The organism is Mycetocola sp. Y171 (genome assembly GCF_056713165.1).
Genome location: NZ_JBWYGX010000002.1, coordinates 283,502 through 301,421 on the forward strand (window position 1 = coordinate 283,502; position 17,920 = coordinate 301,421).

The 17,920-nt window shown below is 66.2% G+C and carries 16 protein-coding genes; 12 read left to right on the top strand and 4 right to left on the bottom strand.

All coding sequences use genetic code 11. The features are described from left to right. Nucleotides 1-115 precede the first annotated feature (115 nt). From AC1M2K_RS10970 to AC1M2K_RS11000, 7 genes are all read left to right on the top strand, one after another. Nucleotides 116-1,045: an ABC transporter permease gene (locus AC1M2K_RS10970; RefSeq protein WP_480237073.1), complete on the top strand. Its 930-nt coding sequence runs from the start codon at nt 116-118 to the stop codon at nt 1,043-1,045. Then, nucleotides 1,035-1,985 carry an ABC transporter permease gene (locus AC1M2K_RS10975; RefSeq protein WP_480237072.1) on the top strand — a complete coding sequence of 317 codons (951 nt, stop codon included), beginning with the start codon at nt 1,035-1,037 and terminating at the stop codon, nt 1,983-1,985. Before AC1M2K_RS10970 ends, AC1M2K_RS10975 begins: the two co-directional genes overlap by 11 nt. After that, complete coding sequence (locus tag AC1M2K_RS10980; protein WP_480241009.1) at nt 1,982-3,730, top strand: dipeptide ABC transporter ATP-binding protein; 1,749 nt, start codon at nt 1,982-1,984, stop codon at nt 3,728-3,730. Before AC1M2K_RS10975 ends, AC1M2K_RS10980 begins: the two co-directional genes overlap by 4 nt. A gap of 240 nt (nt 3,731-3,970) precedes the next feature. Then, nucleotides 3,971-5,878 carry a translational GTPase TypA gene (gene typA / locus AC1M2K_RS10985; protein ID WP_480237070.1) on the top strand — a complete coding sequence of 636 codons (1,908 nt, stop codon included), beginning with the start codon at nt 3,971-3,973 and terminating at the stop codon, nt 5,876-5,878. 76 nt (nt 5,879-5,954) lie between these two features. Next, the gene (locus AC1M2K_RS10990) at nt 5,955-6,392 is read left to right on the top strand and encodes a hypothetical protein (RefSeq protein WP_480241010.1); all 438 of its coding nucleotides are present in this window, start codon (nt 5,955-5,957) and stop codon (nt 6,390-6,392) included. Between the two features lie 3 nt (nt 6,393-6,395). After that, nucleotides 6,396-7,124, top strand: coding sequence for an AzlC family ABC transporter permease (locus tag AC1M2K_RS10995; protein ID WP_480241011.1), 729 nt, complete (start codon nt 6,396-6,398; stop codon nt 7,122-7,124). Next, complete coding sequence (locus AC1M2K_RS11000; protein ID WP_480241012.1) at nt 7,121-7,435, top strand: AzlD domain-containing protein; 315 nt, start codon at nt 7,121-7,123, stop codon at nt 7,433-7,435. Before AC1M2K_RS10995 ends, AC1M2K_RS11000 begins: the two co-directional genes overlap by 4 nt. A 153-nt stretch (nt 7,436-7,588) precedes the next feature. Here the strand turns inward: AC1M2K_RS11000 and efeB are convergent, their stop codons facing one another. The 3 genes from efeB to efeU are packed head-to-tail and all read right to left on the bottom strand — an operon-like array spanning nt 7,589 to nt 10,904. After that, nucleotides 7,589-8,878, bottom strand: a complete 1,290-nt coding sequence (gene efeB / locus AC1M2K_RS11005) for an iron uptake transporter deferrochelatase/peroxidase subunit (RefSeq protein WP_480241013.1) — start codon at nt 8,876-8,878, stop codon at nt 7,589-7,591. Further along, nucleotides 8,879-10,060: an iron uptake system protein EfeO gene (gene efeO / locus AC1M2K_RS11010; RefSeq protein ID WP_480241014.1), complete on the bottom strand. Its 1,182-nt coding sequence runs from the start codon at nt 10,058-10,060 to the stop codon at nt 8,879-8,881. A gap of 13 nt (nt 10,061-10,073) precedes the next feature. Further along, nucleotides 10,074-10,904: an iron uptake transporter permease EfeU gene (gene efeU, locus AC1M2K_RS11015; protein WP_480241015.1), complete on the bottom strand. Its 831-nt coding sequence runs from the start codon at nt 10,902-10,904 to the stop codon at nt 10,074-10,076. Between the two features lie 128 nt (nt 10,905-11,032). Here efeU and AC1M2K_RS11020 point away from each other — a divergent pair, with 128 nt between their 5' ends. From AC1M2K_RS11020 to AC1M2K_RS11040, 5 genes are all read left to right on the top strand, one after another. Continuing rightward, the gene (locus AC1M2K_RS11020) at nt 11,033-11,512 is read left to right on the top strand and encodes a hypothetical protein (protein WP_480241016.1); all 480 of its coding nucleotides are present in this window, start codon (nt 11,033-11,035) and stop codon (nt 11,510-11,512) included. Nucleotides 11,513-11,549: 37 nt separating this feature from the next. Then, nucleotides 11,550-11,867 carry a ferredoxin gene (gene fdxA, locus AC1M2K_RS11025; RefSeq protein WP_480241017.1) on the top strand — a complete coding sequence of 106 codons (318 nt, stop codon included), beginning with the start codon at nt 11,550-11,552 and terminating at the stop codon, nt 11,865-11,867. 3 nt (nt 11,868-11,870) lie between these two features. After that, complete coding sequence (gene dapC, locus AC1M2K_RS11030; protein WP_480241018.1) at nt 11,871-12,989, top strand: succinyldiaminopimelate transaminase; 1,119 nt, start codon at nt 11,871-11,873, stop codon at nt 12,987-12,989. A 136-nt stretch (nt 12,990-13,125) separates the two neighbouring features. Then, the gene (locus tag AC1M2K_RS11035; RefSeq protein WP_480237060.1) at nt 13,126-14,433 is read left to right on the top strand and encodes a citrate synthase; all 1,308 of its coding nucleotides are present in this window, start codon (nt 13,126-13,128) and stop codon (nt 14,431-14,433) included. A gap of 12 nt (nt 14,434-14,445) precedes the next feature. Then, entirely contained in the window at nt 14,446-15,327 is an 882-nt protein-coding gene (locus AC1M2K_RS11040; RefSeq protein WP_480241019.1) for a hypothetical protein, read from the top strand. Between the two features lie 36 nt (nt 15,328-15,363). Here the strand turns inward: AC1M2K_RS11040 and AC1M2K_RS11045 are convergent, their stop codons facing one another. Further along, a complete protein-coding gene (locus AC1M2K_RS11045; RefSeq protein ID WP_480241020.1) occupies nt 15,364-17,910 on the bottom strand; it encodes a penicillin acylase family protein in 2,547 nt (848 codons plus the stop codon). Between the last annotated feature and the right edge of the window lie 10 nt (nt 17,911-17,920).

Below are 17,920 nucleotides of genomic sequence, written 5' to 3' on the forward strand. Positions count from 1 at the left end.
CCCAGCACAAACAAGCAATGAAATGTCCGGGGCGGATTCGCCCCGGACATTTCATTGATTAGACTTCTCCAGTGATTGCGACATTCATGTTCATTCGACCCGGCGAGACTGCCTGATGCTCTGGTACACAGGCAAACGCATCCTCCAAACGATCCCCGTTTTCTTCGGGGCAACGTTCCTCATCTATTTCATGGTCTTCTCGCTTCCGGGAGACCCGATTGCGGCGCTGTACGGAGACCGACCACCTGCCCCTGGCGTGATCGAGATCATCCGTGAGGAGTACAACCTCGACAAGCCGTTCATCGTGCAGTACTTCCTCTACATCATCGGCCTGTTCCAGGGCGACTTCGGCACGACGTTCTCCGGTCGCCCCGTCTCGGACGTGATGGCCCAGGCGTTCCCGATCACGGCCCGCCTCGCGATCCTCGCGCTGCTGTTCGAATCGATCGCCGGAATCCTGATCGGCCTCATCGCCGGACTGCGCAAGGGCAAACTGTTCGACGCGTCCGCTCTCGTTGTCAGTCTTCTCCTCATCTCCGTGCCGACCTTCGTCATCGGTTTCGTGCTCCAGCTGATCTTCGGAGTTCAACTCGGCTGGGCACGCACAACCGTGTCTGGCGACGCTCCGTGGAGCGAGCTGATCCTGCCGGCCATCGTGCTGGCATCCGTCTCGTTCGCCTATATCGTCCGGCTCACCCGGGCGAGCGTGTCCGACAATCTCAGCGCTGACTTTGTTCGGACAGCAACGGCCAAGGGGCTCTCACGAAACCGTGTCGTGCGCGTTCACGTGCTCCGGAACTCGCTCATCCCGGTCGTCACCTTCCTGGGCCTTGACCTCGGGTCGCTGATGGTCGGCGCGATCGTCACCGAAGGCATCTTCAACATCAACGGAGTCGGAGGAACGGTCTACCGGGCTATCCAGCTCGGCGAAGGCCCGACGGTCGTCTCATTCATCGCAGTGATGGTCATCATCTTCGTGATCGCCAACCTGCTCGTCGACCTGCTCTACGCGTTGCTTGACCCAAGGATTCGCTATGCCAAGTAAGAAGTTCACACCTCAGGGCCACTACGTCGCCCCGATCGAGGAGACCCCTGTCGCCCCGGTCGACAAGCTGGACGAGTCACAGAAGGCGCGCAGCACGTGGGCGGATGCCTGGGACGCGATGCGCCGCAGGCCGATGTTCTGGATCTCGTCGGTCATGATCGTCCTCATCATCGTCGTCGCGCTGTTCCCCGGTCTGTTCACGCAGGTGCCGCCGAACACGGACTGCCAGTTGGCCAACAGCAACGGCGGTCCCGAAGCCGGGCACCCGTTCGGTTTCACCCGACAGGGTTGTGACGTCTACTCCCGCGTGATCCATGGGGCACAGGCGTCGGTCACGGTCGGCCTGCTGGCTACGTTGATGGTGACCATCATCGGTGTCGTTGTCGGAGCTCTCGCCGGCTTCTTCGGTGGATTCCTCGACTCCGTCGTTTCCCGCGTCGGTGAGATCTTCTACGCCGTTCCCACCGTCCTCGGTGCCATCGTCCTCATCTCGGTCCTCCCGAACCGCACGCCGGTCACGGTCGCCGTGGTGCTGGGCATCTTCGCCTGGCCACAGATCGCCCGCATCATGCGCGGCGCGGTCCTGAGCGCCCGAAACTCCGACTACGTGACGGCTTCCGTCGCGCTGGGCGTGGAGAGGGGCAAAATCCTTCTCCGACACGTCGTGCCGAACTCGATCGCCCCGGTCATCGTCATCGCGACCGTCTCGCTCGGAACATTCATCGTCGCTGAGGCGACGCTGTCGTTCCTGGGAGTCGGGTTGCCCACGAACGTCATGTCCTGGGGCAACGACATCAACCAGGCGACGAACTCGCTCCGCACCAGCCCGCAGACTCTGCTGTACCCGGCCGCGGCGCTCTCTATCACCGTCCTTTCGTTCCTCATGCTCGGCGACGTCGTCCGTGATGCACTCGACCCGAAGGCGAGGGCGCGCCGATGAGCCAGCCAGCCACCCAGACCGTCAACTCGCTCGACGACCCGTCGAACGAACCTCTCCTGCAGATCCGCGATCTTCAGGTCGGCTTCGAGACCCAGCGCGGCATCGTTCCTGCGGTGCGGGGTGTGGATTTCACCCTGTACGCAGGCCAGACCCTCGCGATCGTCGGTGAGTCCGGCTCGGGCAAGACGACGACCGCGCAGTCGATCATCGACCTCCTGCCGGGCACCGGTAAGGTCACCGGCGGCCAGATCCTCTTCGAAGGGCGCGATCTGACCAAGCTTTCCGCCCGGGAGATCCAGGCGGTTCGCGGAAACCAGATCGGCTACGTGCCCCAGGACCCGATGTCGAACCTCAACCCGGTGCACTCCATCGGGTTCCAGGTCGAGGAAGCCATCAAGGCGAACAACATCGCCCAGGGCAAAGAGGCGCGCCAACGCACCATCCAGGTGCTGCAGGAGGCCGGGCTCGCTGATGCCGGCGACCGTCTGAAGCAGTACCCGCACCAGTTCTCGGGCGGAATGCGCCAGCGGGTCCTCATCGGTATCGGGCTGTCGTCCCGGCCGAAGTTGCTCATCGCCGACGAGCCCACATCGGCGCTCGACGTCACGGTGCAGCGCCAGATCCTCGACCACCTGGCGACGCTCACGCGCGACTACGGCACCAGTGTGCTGTTCATCACGCACGACCTCGGCCTCGCCGCCGAACGTGCTGAACAGCTCGTGGTGATGTACCAGGGCAAAGTCGTCGAGTCAGGACCGTCGCAGGAGATCCTCGCGAACCCGATGCACCCGTACACCCAGCGTCTCGTCGCTGCTGCGCCGAGCCTTGCCTCGCGTCGCATCCAGTCGGTCAAGCACCGTGCCGCGAACGAAGCGCAGATCTTCTCCGAAGGCTCGCTGGATGACGCGCTCCTCGCCCGGGCTGCCGAGCGGGAGAACGCGGCACCGGCCGCGGATCTCATCTCGGTTCAGAACGTGTCGAAGTTGTACCGGATCCGCAAAGCGGGGTTCAAGCACGATGAACTCCTTGCCGTCAACGACGTGTCGTTCGGTGTCCAGCGCGGAACCACGACCGCGATCGTCGGTGAGTCCGGTTCGGGTAAATCCACCGTGGCGAAGCTCATCCTCCAGCTCGAGAGCATCACGAGCGGAAAGATCGACTTCGACGGTCAGGACGTCGCTTCATTGAAGGGGCCGGACCTGCTGAAGTTCCGGCGCCGGGTGCAGCCCGTGTTCCAGGACCCGTACGGGTCGCTGGACCCGCAGTACAGCGTCGGCAACACGATCGCCGAACCTCTGCTCGCCCACAAGGTCGGCAACGCCAAGGAACGGGAGGCCCGCGTCCGCGAGCTTCTCGACCAGGTCTCGCTTCCGTCTGCGACCCGGTTCCGCTACCCGAGTGAACTCTCCGGAGGTCAGAGGCAGCGCATCGCCATCGCTCGTGCGCTGGCGCTGAAGCCGGATGTGCTTGTACTCGACGAGGCGGTCTCGGCGCTCGACGTCCTCGTGCAGGGGCAGATCCTCAACCTGCTCACCGAGCTGCAGTCCGAGCTCGGCCTGACCTACCTGTTCATCACACACGACCTCGCCGTCGTCCGCCTCGTGGCCGACAACGTCAGCGTGATGCAGAAGGGAAAGATCGTGGAGTCCGCGACGACCGACGAGGTCTTCGACAACCCGCGCGAGCTTTACACGCAGGAACTCCTCGAGGCGATCCCGGGCGGCAACTTCGAGTTCGGGCGCTGACCCGACACCACCAGAGCGTCGGTGTCCTTCGACGCCACAGCTGATCAGAGCGGGGCCGCCCTTCGGGGCGGTCCCGTTTCATCGTTCCGGCCCGTGCCACCGGGGCTCCACCGGGGGCTCCCAGCGGGGGAGCGAGCCGAGTGCGGTAGGATATTCTGTTGGGTCGGGCTCTGTGCCCACCTCTCCACTTCCGGCCGCACCGAATTCCAGCGGCATCCATTCTCTGTAAGGATTTTCTTCATGGCGCAAGCTTCGCGCGACGACCTCCGAAACGTAGCCATTGTTGCTCACGTTGACCACGGCAAGACCACGCTGGTTGACGCCATGCTCCGTCAGACGGACTCGTTCGCCGAGCACTCACACCTCGAAGAGCGCGCGATGGACTCGAACGAGCTTGAGCGCGAAAAGGGCATCACGATCCTCGCCAAGAACACGGCGGTGTCGTACAAGGGCAAGCACGCGACGAACGGTCCGATCACGATCAACGTGATCGACACCCCCGGCCACGCCGACTTCGGTGGAGAGGTCGAGCGCGGCCTGTCCATGGTCGACGGCGTCGTGCTCCTCGTCGACGCGAGTGAGGGCCCGCTCCCGCAGACGCGCTTCGTGCTCCGCAAGGCGCTCGAGGCCAAGCTGCCCGTCATCCTCCTCGTCAACAAGACCGACCGCCCCGATGCCCGCATCGATGAGGTCGTCGCCGAGAGCCAGGACCTTCTCCTCGGCCTCGCGAGCGACATGGCAGATGACGTCCCCGACCTCGACCTCGACGCCGTCCTCGACGTACCCGTCGTCTACGCTTCTGGCCGCAACGGTGCTGCGAGCTGGAACAAGCCTGACAACGGCACGTTGCCGGACAACGACGACCTCGAGCCGCTGTTCGACGCCATCATCAAGCACATCCCCGCTCCCGTCTACGACGACGAGCACCCCCTCCAGGCTCACGTCACCAACCTCGACGCCTCGCCGTTCCTCGGTCGCCTCGCGCTCCTTCGCATCTTCCAGGGCACGATCAAGAAGGGTCAGACGGTCGCCTGGGTCAAGTACGACGGCTCCGTTCACAATGTGCGCGTCACCGAGCTGTTCATCACCAAGGCCCTCGACCGCTACCCGGCTGAGAGCGCAAGCCCCGGTGACATCGTCGTCGTGGCAGGATTCCCGGACATCACCATCGGTGAGACGCTCGCGGACCCCGACGACGTCCGCCCGCTCCCGACCATCACGGTCGACGAGCCGGCGATCTCGATGACCATCGGAACGAACACCTCACCGCTCGTCGGCAAGGTCAAGGGCCACAAGCTCACCGCCCGCATGGTCAAGGACCGTCTCGACCGTGAACTCGTCGGTAACGTGTCACTCCGCGTCCTCGACATCGGTGCGCCTGACAAGTGGGAAGTGCAGGGCCGTGGAGAACTCGCCCTCGCCATCCTCGTCGAGCAGATGCGTCGTGAAGGCTTCGAGTTGACCGTCGGCAAGCCGCAGGTCGTCACCAAGAAGGTCGACGGCAAGACGCACGAGCCGTACGAGCACCTCACCATCGATGTTCCCGAGGAGTACCTCGGCGCCATCACCCAGCTCCTGGCCGCTCGCAAGGGCCGTATGGAGAACATGGCCAACCACGGCACCGGCTGGGTCCGCATGGAATTCATCATTCCTTCGCGTGGCCTCATCGGATTCCGCACCGAGTTCATGACGCTTACCCGCGGCACCGGAATCGCCAACGCGATCTCGCACGGATACGACGAGTGGGCAGGCGCCATCGTCACGCGAAACAACGGCTCGATCGTGGCCGACCGCTCAGGTGTGGTCACCCCGTTCGCCATCATCGCCCTCCAGGAGCGGATGACGTTCTTCGTCAACCCGACCGAAGAGGTCTACGAGGGCATGGTCATCGGCGAGAACTCGCGCAATGACGACATGGACGTGAACATCACCAAAGAGAAGAAGCTGACGAACATGCGCCAGTCGACCTCGGACACGTTCGAGTCGATGACGCCATCACGCCAGCTGTCGCTGGAGGAGTGCCTCGAGTTCGCCCGTGAAGACGAGTGCGTCGAGGTCACCCCGGCAATCGTGCGAATCCGCAAGGTCGAGCTCGACGCCAACGCCCGCGCGCGCAACACGAGCCGGCTGAAAAAGCAGAACGACTAGTAGTACCCGCCGAACGGCGGAAGCGCCCGGGATCCCTGATCCCGGGCGCTTTGTCGTTGGACGGTAATCTCTATCCATGCCCAGAATTCGTCTCACCGTCGCCCTTCTCGCCTGCCTGGCCGTCCCAACCGCCCTCACCGGGTGCACCCAGATCGGCGAGGGCATCACCGGCGGGGTCGAACAGGCGATCGAGGATGCCACGGGCGGAGCGCTCGACGTGAAGCTCAGCGGAGGAGTGCCGGACGGGTTCCCGTCCGACGCCGTTCCCCTCGTCAGCGGAAACGTCATGGGCGCAGAGACCACGATCGACGGGAAAGCTGGCTGGGTCGTGAACGTGACCGCGCAGGACTCGGGAGACGCAGCATCCGAAGCCCTCGCCGGGGCCGGTTTCAGTGAGACCGGGCGTGTGTCGAATGCGGACGGTTCCGTCGTGCACCTGTCCGGTGACGGCTACGACGTCACTCTCGTCTCCACGCCTGAGACGGTGATATACACCGTCGTGCCTGTCGCCTAGCCGATGCGACGACGAGAACGCCAACCGACTACCCCTGAGAAGGCGGCGGCCCGCCAGGGCATCGCTGTCGGCGTCGCGACCGCTGCGTACGGGGTGTCGTTCGGTGCCCTTGCGGTCGCTGCGGGGCTCGACGTCTGGCAGACCTGCGTGTTGAGCCTCCTGATGTTCACCGGAGGGTCGCAGTTCGCCCTCGTCGGCGTTCTCGCCTCCGGGGGAGTCGCCGCCGGCCCTGCCGCGATCGCGAGTGCCGTGCTCCTCGGCTCACGCAACGCCGCGTACGGCATGCGGATGAAGCCCGTGGTCGGCGGCAGGGGGATCTGGCGCGACTCCGCTGCGGCGTGGCTCACCATCGACGAATCCACGGCCGTCGCCCTCGCCCAGGACGAACCTGCTGCACAGCGCCGCGGGTTCTGGGTCACCGGGATCGTCGTCTACATCGGGTGGAACCTCACCACGCTGCTCGGCGCGCTGATCGGCGACCTGCTCGGGGACACGCGCGCCTATGGCCTCGACGCGGCGGCCGCTGCCGCCTTCCTCGGCCTGCTGTGGCCGCGCCTGAAGAGTCACCAGACCATCGCGGTCGCCTGCGCGGCGGCGGTCCTCGCGGCCGCCCTGACGCCCGTGGTGTCTCCCGGTGTCCCGGTGATCGCCGCTGCCCTCGTCGCCGTGATCTTCGGGGTGACGAACTGGCTTGGCGCACGGACGCCCGCGGGAGAGGCGGGGACGTCATGACGGTCTGGCACATCGTCCTGCTCGCATCCATCGCCTGTGTCGCCATCAAGCTGGTCGGTTATGCGGTTCCGCCGCACTGGCTGGAGAAGCCGGCGGCAGCCCGGACGGCTGACCTGCTCACCGTCGCGCTTCTCGCCGCGCTCATCGCCGTCCAGACGCTCGGAGCAGGTCAGCAGCTGGTGCTCGACGCCCGGGTGCCCGCCCTCGTCGTCGCTGCTGCGCTGTACTGGCTCCGTGTGCCGTTCCTGGTCGTCGTGATCGCGGCCGCCGCCGTGGCGGCGCTGCTCCGCCTGTGGACAGGGATGGCCTGAGCGCCGACGGCAACGCTGCCAGCATCCGGTGCTGATTCGCCACGAGATGTCGTCGTTTGCGGGTGCAGGCAGCAGCTCCTGGCGATTCGGCGCTCGAACGACCATTCGTGGCGACTCGAGGGGTCAACGCGCTGCTCCCTCGGGGTGCACAGCTCAGGCGAACAGTGCCGACCCGATCCAGCCGCCGTCCTTGACGCCGGCCGGGATGGCGAAGATGCCCGAACCGATGTTCCTCACGTACTCGTTCATCAGGTCACTCCGGCCCAGCTGTTTCTGGATCGGGATGAACTGCGTGCGCGGGTCGCGCTGGAAGCAGATGAAGAACAGGCCGGCGTTGAGGCGGCCGAGCTCGTCGTTGCCGTCGACGAAGTTGTACCCACGGCGCAGGAGCTTCGCGCCGTCGTTCATGCTCGGATGCGCGAGCCGCACATGGGCGTCGCGGTCGATCGCTGCGCCCTCCGACGAGTCGAACTCGGGCTCGGTGAACTCGGTTCCACCGCTGAGCGGGGCTCCCTCACCCTTGGTCCGCCCGACAATCCGCTCCTGTTCACCGAGCGACGCCCGGTCCCAGGTCTCGATGATCATGCGGATCTTGCGGGCGACGAGATAGGAACCGCCCGCCATCCACTCGGCGCCATCATCGGAAGCGGCCCACACCTGCTCGGTGACGGTAGCCGGTTCCTCCGCCTTGATGTTCGCCGTGCCGTCCTTGAAGCCGAACAGGTTGCGCGGTGTCACCTGGGCGGTCGACGTCGACGATGTGCGCCCGAACCCGAGCTGCGACCACCGAAGTGCTGCACGGCCGAAGGCGATGCGTGACAGGTTGCGGATGGCGTGAACGGCCACTTGCGGGTCGTCTGCGCAGGCCTGGATGCACAGGTCACCGCCCGAGATGCTCTCGTCGAGAGTGTCACCAGAGAAGTGCGGAAGATCGACGAGCGCGGCCGGCCTGCGATCCGCGAGCCCGAAGCGATCGACGCCGTCAGCCGTGGTGAACAGGGTCGGACCGAAACCGAACGTGATCGTGAGCCCGGCCGCTGGCAGCCCCTGCGCTTCGCCGGTGTCATCTGGCGGGGCGACATCCGATCCGCCGACGGCGCCCTCCTCGCTCACGTCAAGACCCTGTGTCAGCCGGGATGCCGCATATGTCCAGTCCTGGAGCAGCTCGATCAGATCGGCGCGGTCCGTCGTCCGTGAGACGTCGTATGCGGCGAAATGCAGGCGGTCCTGCGCCGGCGTCGTGATCCCGGCCTGGTGCTCGCCGAAGAACGGGTACGTCGTCGCTCGCCCTGCAGGCGTCGCAGCGACGGCCGCGCCGACCGCGGCACCGGCAACCCCGCCGACCGCGAGCCCTCCTGCGGCCGCACCGGCCAGGGCGAGCAGCCCCCTGCGGGACAGCCCACCGCGGTCGGTGCGTGCGGGTTCGGCGTCGGTCATCTGCATCTACTCGGTGGGCTCGGCGATGTCGAGGACCGTGTGGGTGAGCACGGCGAGGGGCTCGGCGAGGGCGTTGATGCCGTCGGAGAGTTCCTTGATCTGCTCCGGGGTCAGCTCGTCGTAGTAGACGAAGCCGTCAGCGAGGTTGCCGTGCTGTGCCAGGAGGGTGTTGAGGTTCTCGAACTGCTCGTCGATGTCCGCAACCAGCTCCTTGCCTTCCTCGCCGCGAGCTGCTGCGATCTCACGGACGTTGCCGTAGGCGACGGATGCGCCTTCGACGTTGGCCTGGAAGTCCCAGAGGTCGGTGTGGCTGAATTCGTCTTCCTCACCCGTGATCTTCGACGCCGCGACCTCGTCGAGCAGACCGATGGCGCCGTTCGAGATGTCGGACAGGCTCACGGTGAAGTCGTCGGAGTAGACGAGGTCGTACAGTGTTGCGACGTCCTCGATGAGGCCGTCGGCGAGGACGCGACGTTCGGCGGCGTTGCTCGGAGTGAAGCCTTCAGGAGCCCAGAGGTCCTTCTCGATGCGGTGGAAGCCGGTGAACTCGATTCCGTCCTCCTCTGCCATCGGCTCGCGGAAGTCGAGCTTGGGGTCGAGGTCGCCGAATGCCTCAGCCGTCGGCTCGATGCGCTCGTAGTGCACGCGGGTGGTGGGGAAGAGGGACCTGGCCGTCTCGTCGTCACCGGAGGCGTATGCCTCGCCGAAGGTGTCGACTGCGGCGACCAGTTCGCCGACCTGGTCCTTGACGTAGGAGACATAGTTCGTGACAGCGGCATCCGTGCGCTCCTGCTCGTCGGCGTCGACCGCCCCGGCGTTTCCACTCACGGTGAACTCGGCTGTGCCGATCCCCGCGCCAACCATTCCGAGCTTGCACTCGGTGTAGTACGTTCCCGGTTCGAGCTGGATGACGTAGTCGACGGTCTGCCCTGGGGTGATGTTCTCCTTCTCGCCGACGATCCGCAGCTTGTCCTCTGCGAGGATCTCGAACTCGTTCACGGCCGTGCCGTTGTTCGTCGCGCTGAAGGTGATCGCGCCGGATGGCGCTGTTGCGCTGGAGACCGCGCAGTTGTCGTCGGTGATATCGACGGTCAGGGCGTCGGTCTCCGTGTTGTTGGCGACGCATCCGGTGAGGGTAAGGGCGACGGCGGCGAGGGCGGCGAGGCCCAGGGCGGGACGAGCGGTCATATGGGTTACTCCGTTAGACAAGGGCGGGGGTTTTTGCTGTCGCCGGTCGCCTGGTGAGCCGGGCGAACAGCACGATGGTGATGGCCGTGTAAGCCAGCCAGCAGCCGACCTGCAGCCAGGTGGGCGCAGGGTTGAAGTTGAGGGTGCCGCCGAGGAGGGTGCCGTACCAACTCGTGGGCGGGATCGCGGTGCTGACGTCGAAAGCCGTCACACCCCAGCCGGGGAGGAAGCCTGCTTCCTGCAGGTCTCCGATGCCGTAGAGCAGAACGCCGGCAGCGACGAGGATGAGGGCATAACCGGTCCACGTGAAGAACGCGGAGAGGTTGATGGTGAGGAGCCCGCGATAGATCAGGATCTCGAGGACGACGGCTGTCGCTATGCCGAGAAGGACGCCGGTGAGCGCCTCGGTCCCCGTGCTGTTGGGGCCGACCGTCGTCCAGACGAACAACGCTGTCTCGATGCCCTCGCGGCCGACGCTGAGGAAGGCGAGCAGGACGATTCCCCATCCGGCCCCCGCTGCTGCCCGGTCGACGCCGGTGCGAAGGTTGCGGCTGAGATCCTTGGCCGTGCGGCCCATCCAGAAGATCATCCAGGTCACGAAGCCGACGGCGACGAGCGAGAGGATCCCCCCGATCGCCTCCTGCGCCTGAAAACTCAGGCCGTACGGACCGAAGGTCAGGATGGCCCCGGTGGTCAGAGACGCGAGAACCGCGATACCGATGCCGAGCCAGATCCGCGGAAGCAGGTCCTTCCTGTCGATCTTGACCAGATAGGCGATCAGGATGCCGACGATGAGGGCCGCTTCGAGGCCTTCGCGCAGGCCGATCAGGTAGTTAGCGAACACGGGACCTTCTGTGATGGAGGCAGCCGGGAATCAACGCTGACGCGACCGGAGGAGGGGGGAAGTAAGTATAGCCTTACCAAAGTAGAGACTAGCCGGGGCCGTGGATGCTGTCCAGTTACACTGTGGCGGTGACTCTTGATGACGCCCAGCCGGCCGCCCCCCGCACCGAAGGCGGTTCTCCGCTGTTGTCACGGGTCGCCGGAGCTCTCCTCTGCTTCCTCGTCGGGGCCATCTACGGCGCCGTCGGAACGGTCGTTCACCAGAACGTGTTCCGGATCGGCGAACTCTCGATCCCCATCGCGCTCATTCTCGCGCTCGTCGGCGTCCTCGCGCTGATGATCGGCTTCCGCCTGCTCTTCACGGACCGACTGGCCGTCTTCTGGGCAGCCCTGGGCATGGTCGTCGTCATCGGACTGTTCTCCCTCGCCAGTGCCGGCGGCTCGGTGCTCATCCCGCAGGGCGTCCTCGGTTTCGTCTGGACGTACGGCGCGGTCGGCCTCGCGACGGTGGTCGTCGCCTGGCCACGCCTGCCTCAACGCGTCGCAGCGCAGCCCGGCGGTGACGCCGCGACCGTCCAGGCGGACGAGCGGCACCAGCCCGAGGCGTAGACTTGCCTCACCTGTTTTCGAAGGGAACCGAGCCACTGTGACCTACGTCATCGCCCTCCCGTGTGTGGATGTCAAAGACCGTGCGTGCATCGATGAATGCCCCGTCGACTGCATCTACGAGGGTGAACGGTCCCTCTACATCCAGCCGGACGAATGCGTCGACTGCGGCGCCTGCGAGCCGGTCTGCCCGGTCGAGGCGATCTACTACGAGGACGATCTGCCCGAGGAGTGGGCTGACTACTACAAGGCGAACGTCGAGTTCTTCAACGAGGTCGGTTCTCCGGGCGGAGCGGCCAAGGTGGGCGTGATCAAGTACGACCACCCGATCATCACGGCCCTTCCGCCGCAGGCCTGACCGGTGGCGCTCCAGCCCCTTCCCGACTATCCGTGGGATGCCATGGCGCCGTACGCCGAGCGCGCCCGGTCGCATCCGGACGGCATCGCCGACCTGTCGATCGGCTCCCCGGTCGACGCGACTCCTGAGGTCGTCCGCGCGGCGCTCTCGGCCGCGACCGACGCCCACGCGTATCCGACGACGGCAGGAACCCCTGCGCTGCGGGAGGCGATCGTCGAGTGGTTCGCCCGCCGCCGCGGCGTCCCCGGCCTCGAGGTCGACAACGTGATCCCGAGCATCGGCTCGAAGGAACTCGTCGCCCTGCTGCCGTTCATGGTGGGAATGGGCGAGGGCGACACGATCGTGCATCCGCTGGCCGCGTACCCCACCTATGCGATCGGCGCGGCCCTGTGCGGTGCGGTCGCCATGGCATCCGACGACCCCGCAGACTGGCCGGACTCGACCAGGCTCGTCTGGCTCAACTCGCCCGGGAACCCGGACGGACGCGTGCTCGGCGTCGACCGGTTGCGTGCAGCGGTGACGCGAGCACGTGAACTGGGCGCGCTCATCGTCAACGACGAGTGCTACGCCGAACTCGGCTGGGACGGCGAGTGGGAGTCGACACCGATCCCGAGCATCCTCGACCCCCGGGTGACCGATGGCGACACCAGCGGCATCATCGCGATCTACTCACTGAGCAAGCAGTCGAACATGGCCGGTTACCGCGCGGCCTTCGCAGCGGGCTGCTCCGAGACGCTGGCGCGGCTTCTCAACGTCCGCAAACACGCGGGACTCATGCTCCCAGGGCCGCTGCAGGCTGCCATGGTCGCCGCACTCGGCGACGACGACCATGTGGCGGAGCAGAAGGAGCGCTACCGCGCCCGCCGCGACGTGCTTCTCCCGGCGCTCCAGTGCGCCGGCTTCCGGATCGACCACAGCGAGGCCGGGCTCTACCTCTGGGCAACAGAGGGGAAGGATGCCTGGGCGTCGATCGACAGACTGGCGGGCCTCGGCATCCTCGCCGGTCCAGGTCATTTCTATGGAGACGTCTTCCCTCAGCACGTCCGGCTGTCGCTCACCGCCACCGACGAGCGGATCGCCGCTGCTGCCGAGCGGCTGAGTGCCAGCGGCGCTGGAGGTTAGCTCCAACACCGCATCCGGGTCGTTGGCGGATGCAACAGTTGGCCCGGGAGCCGATTAGGCTGTATCCGGACCTTGCACCGCTCAGAGCGGTTCCAGCAGGACGGTCCGAAGCGAATCACCAGTACAAGGAGGCGCCGTGGGCGACGTCGAGCAGGACTTCCGCGCAGGAAACCACAAAGCGACCCTTACCTATCCTGGGGGCACCGCCGAGTTCCCGCTCCTGGGGTCCAGCCAGGGGGCCTCCAGCATCGACGTGTCCACGCTGACCCGCCAGACGGGGCTGACGGCGCTCGACTACGGTTTCGTCAACACGGCCGCGACGAAGTCCGACATCACGTACATCGACGGAGACGCAGGGATTCTGCGCTACCGCGGCTACCCGATCGAGCAGCTGGCGAACTCGTCGAGCTACCTCGAGGTGGCCTGGCTGCTGATCTACGGCGAACTGCCGACGGCAGACCAGCTCGGTGAATTCGACGAGAAGATCCGCAGGCACACGCTGCTGCACGAGGATCTCAAGCACTTCTTCTCGGCACTTCCGCACACCGCGCACCCCATGGCCGTCATCTCCAGCGCACTATCTGCGCTCTCCACCTACTACGAGACAGCAGCGGACCCGCGCGATCCTGAGCAGGTCGAACTGACCACCATCCGCCTGCTCGCCAAGCTGCCGATCATCGCGGCATACGCGCACAAGAAGGCGCTCGGCCAGGCGTTCCTGTACCCGGACAACAGCCTGAGCTTCACCGACAACTTCCTCAGGCTCAACTTCGGCAACATGGCCGAGCCGTACGAGATCGACCCCGTGCTGTCGAAGTCGCTCGACCGACTGCTCATCCTGCATGCAGACCACGAGCAGAACGCATCGACGTCGACCGTGCGCCTCGTCGGATCGACCGGCGCCAACCTGTACGCCTCCGTCTCGGCCGGCATCAACGCCCTCTCCGGTCCGCTGCACGGCGGCGCCAACGAGGCCGTTCTGGAGATGCTCGGTCGCATCCGCGACTCGGGGGAGAGCGTCCAGCGCTTCGTCGACAGGGTGAAGAACAAGGAGGACGGTGTCAAGCTCATGGGCTTCGGGCACCGCGTCTACAAGAACTACGACCCGCGCGCGAAGATCGTCAAGGAGAGCGCAGACGAGGTCCTGGCCCAGCTCGGCGTCTCCGACCCGTTGCTCGACCTGGCCAAGGAACTCGAGCAGATCGCCCTCGAAGACGACTACTTCAAGGAACGTCGCCTCTACCCCAACGTCGATTTCTACACCGGCGTCATCTACAAGGCGATGGGCTTCCCGACGCGCATGTTCACCGTGCTGTTCGCGATCGGACGGCTGCCCGGCTGGGTCGCGCACTGGCGTGAGATGAATCTCGACCCGCAGACCAAGATCGGTCGCCCGCAGCAGCTGTACACCGGTTCGGTGGAACGCGAACTGCCCCAGCGCTGACGGATCCGGCTCATGCGCGACAACACCGGCTCACGACTGCTCAGGAGCCCCCTCGACCCGGAGCGGATCGAATACGGAGTCGCATCCAGCATCGTCGTCGGAGCGCTCAGCCTGGTCGATCCGGCGCGACTTGGCCCGGGCCCTCGGCTCGCGTTCCGAGCTGTCACCGCCGTGATCACGGGTGGACTCACGTTCCTCGAGCTGAAGCGAACCGAGGCGCTTCACGACGAGATCCTCGTGCGGGCAGCGGCCGCCGTCGGCGTCGCCGGTACCGTCTTCGGGCTCTCCGACGTGAGCGAGAAGATCGACGCCAGGATCACCTCCGGGCTGAGGAAGGCGGGCGTGCGGCGCCCGCGGCTCCTTCTCGCCGTGGCCTCTACCCTGACCTCGATTGCAGCTTTCCGCTCGAGCGACCGGGTGGGGAGCCCCTGGCAGAGCCCTTACGAATGGCGCGCTGATCCGCGTGATGACAGGGATGACGCCCCGCGCCACGCCGATGTCGACCCGGCCGTCCGGGACCTGGTCGACGGGATACTGTCCGAAACCACGGCGTACTCCGCCGAGGATCTCCGCCGGCAGTGGGCGACCGCCCAGGCCGAGTACTGGCCGACCGAAGACACGGCCGTCTTCGACGGTCAGGTCGTCATCTCGGTCGACGAAGCCACTCCGAGAGTCGTCCCGTACGACTTCACCTTCCCCGTGAGAGCGCAATTTCGTACGCCATCGGGGATTCTCGCCGAGGCATCCGTCGTCGTCTCCGGCGGGCGACTGCGCGCGGTCGTCATCACCGTCGCGGATGACGCCGAACCCGTGGACTTCGACGAAGACCCGCTGGACGACCTGACCGACTGGCCGGCCGTGGCCGAGGTCATTTTCGTCGCCGACACCCCCTGACCCACGGCAGGCCGCCGTCGGGCGCGGCCAGCCGGGTCACGGTACGAGAGTCAGTGTGTCCCTCGCCGCGTCCTCGACGGCGTCCGGGCTGAACGGCCAGACCCGCGTCTCGTGCTTCTGCCACAGTGGCGTCTGGTCGACGTAGTTGGCGTGGTAGGCGTGCCCGGATGCCCCGGTGAGGTTGATCCAGGTCGAGGAGTCGAAGTCGGCCAGGTCGACGACCTGCCGCATCGACGGCACCCAGTCGACGGTGTAGCCGTCAGGTGCGTACCAGCCGACCGCGTTCACCACACTCGACCCACCGGCAAGCTCGTACGGCCCCCGGTTGAACAGCATCTCGATCGGCGCGATCCCCGACTCCCCGAAGCTTCCGTTGCGGATGGTGAGGGTGTGAAGCTCGCCCCACGTCCAGTTCTCGGGGTTGTCTCCCATGAGGCGGCTCGCCTCGGTCCACGCCTCGCTGAGGGCGAGGGTGAGCGCATCGTCCCGCGTGACGATGTTGTCGTCAGGGCCGGCCCACCAGTCCGAGTCCGGGTCTTCGAGCAGGGCGCCGACCACCTGGAACCACTGGGAGCCCCCTGCGGGCGGAACGCTCTCCGGCAGCTTCGGCGCGAATGAGTTCTCGAGCAGGTTCCGCCAGAAGATGTTGAAGTACGCGGACTGTGCGCTGTCCGCGTCGTCCTGGAAGTCCCAGCCGTCGAGGAGCTTCTTGCCGAGACTGGCGTTGCTCGACGGCGCGAGGTCGGCGATGAACGGTGCCATTCGTTCGGCGATGGCGTTCGCGTTGTCGGCCTGGATCGAGCTCATGTCTTCCGCGGTGAATGCTCCGCCGGAGTCGATGCCCTCCTCGATCCTCTCGACGATGCGCGAGGCGCGATAGCCGGCATCCCAGTCCCTCGTGATCATGGTGGGAGAGCCGCTGCCTGCCACGGCGTTGTTGGCCGTGACGATGTACCCGGCGGCGGGGTTGTACTGCGACGGGAGCGAGTCGAACGTGAGGTAGCCAGCCCAGCCGGTTGTACTCGTCCAGCCCGGCTGCGGAACGGTGCCGTCACCGCTGCGCCGGATCGGGATCAGCCCGGGGGCCTGGTAGCCGATGTTGCCGTCGACGTCGGCGTAGACGAGGTTCTGCGACGGTACGTCGAACAGTTTCGCGCCTTCACGGAATGACGCCCAGTCCGTCGCCTTGTTGACCGCGAAGATCGCACCGGGCGTGCGGCCGGGGGTGAGTGCGGTCCACTGGAGGGACAACTCGTAGCTGCCCTCAGGCAGCTCGGCTGTCGCGGGGTAGTCGGCGGCGATGGTGCCGAACTCGTCGCTGATCCCGGTGACGAGGGGGCCACGGGAGGTGGAACGGATGCGGATCGGCACGTCCTCGCCTCCTGCGACCTTGACCGTCTCCTCCCGGATGGTGAGCGGCTCCGAGACGCCGTCGAGTTCCACGGTGTCTTCTGACACCTTCTCGAGGTAGAGGTCGGCGACGTCGGGGCCGAGGTTGGTGAAACCCCAGGCGATCCGGTCGTTGTGCCCGATGATGATGCCGGGCATGCCGGAGAAGCTGAAACCGGCCACATCGAACGGGCACGCGTCCGAGACCGTGGAGCACCGAAGCCCCATCTGGTACCAGACCGACGGGAGGGCTGGGCCGAGGTGGGGGTCGTTGGCGAGGAGCGGTTTGCCCGACTCGGTGAGGTCGCCTGACACCACCCAGGAGTTGGAACCGATGTCTGACCCTGCGCGGCCGAGCAGGGCAGGCATCTTCGTGAGGATGCCGCGGAGCTGGACGAGCGATTCGACGGTCTCGTCGCTGACCGCGCTGAACGCCGTTGCCTCGCCGACGGATGCCGGGGCGGGCACGGGGGCGGCGCTCGGGACGATCGTCGGGTTCTCGTCGTACGGGTACGGCGGGTACACCTGCGCCAGTTGCTCAGGGGTCAGTTCCGTAGCAAGCAGGGCCCTGTCGATCTCGTCCTCGAGATTCGACCTGAGGTCCCACGCCATCGCCTTGAGCCAGGCCACCGAGTCCGCCGGTGTCCACTTCTCCGGCTCGTAGCCGGGGTTCTGGAGCCCGAGGACGGCGTACTCGAGCGACAGGTCTGCGCCGCTTTTCTGCTCGAGGTAGGCGTTCACCCCGTCGGCGTACGCCTGGTACCAGCCGAGCGTCTCCTCGTCGAGCAGTTTCACTTCCTCCTCGGCCACCGCGCGCCAGCCGAGAGTGCGGACGAACGTGTCCGTCCCGACCTGCGCGTCGCCGAACAGTTCGGAGAGCCGGCCGCTGGTCACGTGGCGGCGGAAGTCCATCTCCCAGAACCTGTCCTGCGCGTGGACGAAACCCTGTGCCAGGAACAGGTCGTGTGCACTCTCCGCCTCGAGGGTGGGGATGCCGGCGTCGTCGCGGAGAACGCTGACCTCGCCGTCGAGCCCTGGCACGGAGATCTCCCCGGCGAGCTGGGGGAACGACCGCTGCACGGTCCAGACGACGAACCCGCCTCCGATGAGAACGACGACGACGAACACCGCCACGATGCTGAGGAAGACGGTGAAGGCGCGGGATCGCCGGCCGGGTGTCGCGGTGCGGGCCACATCACTCCTT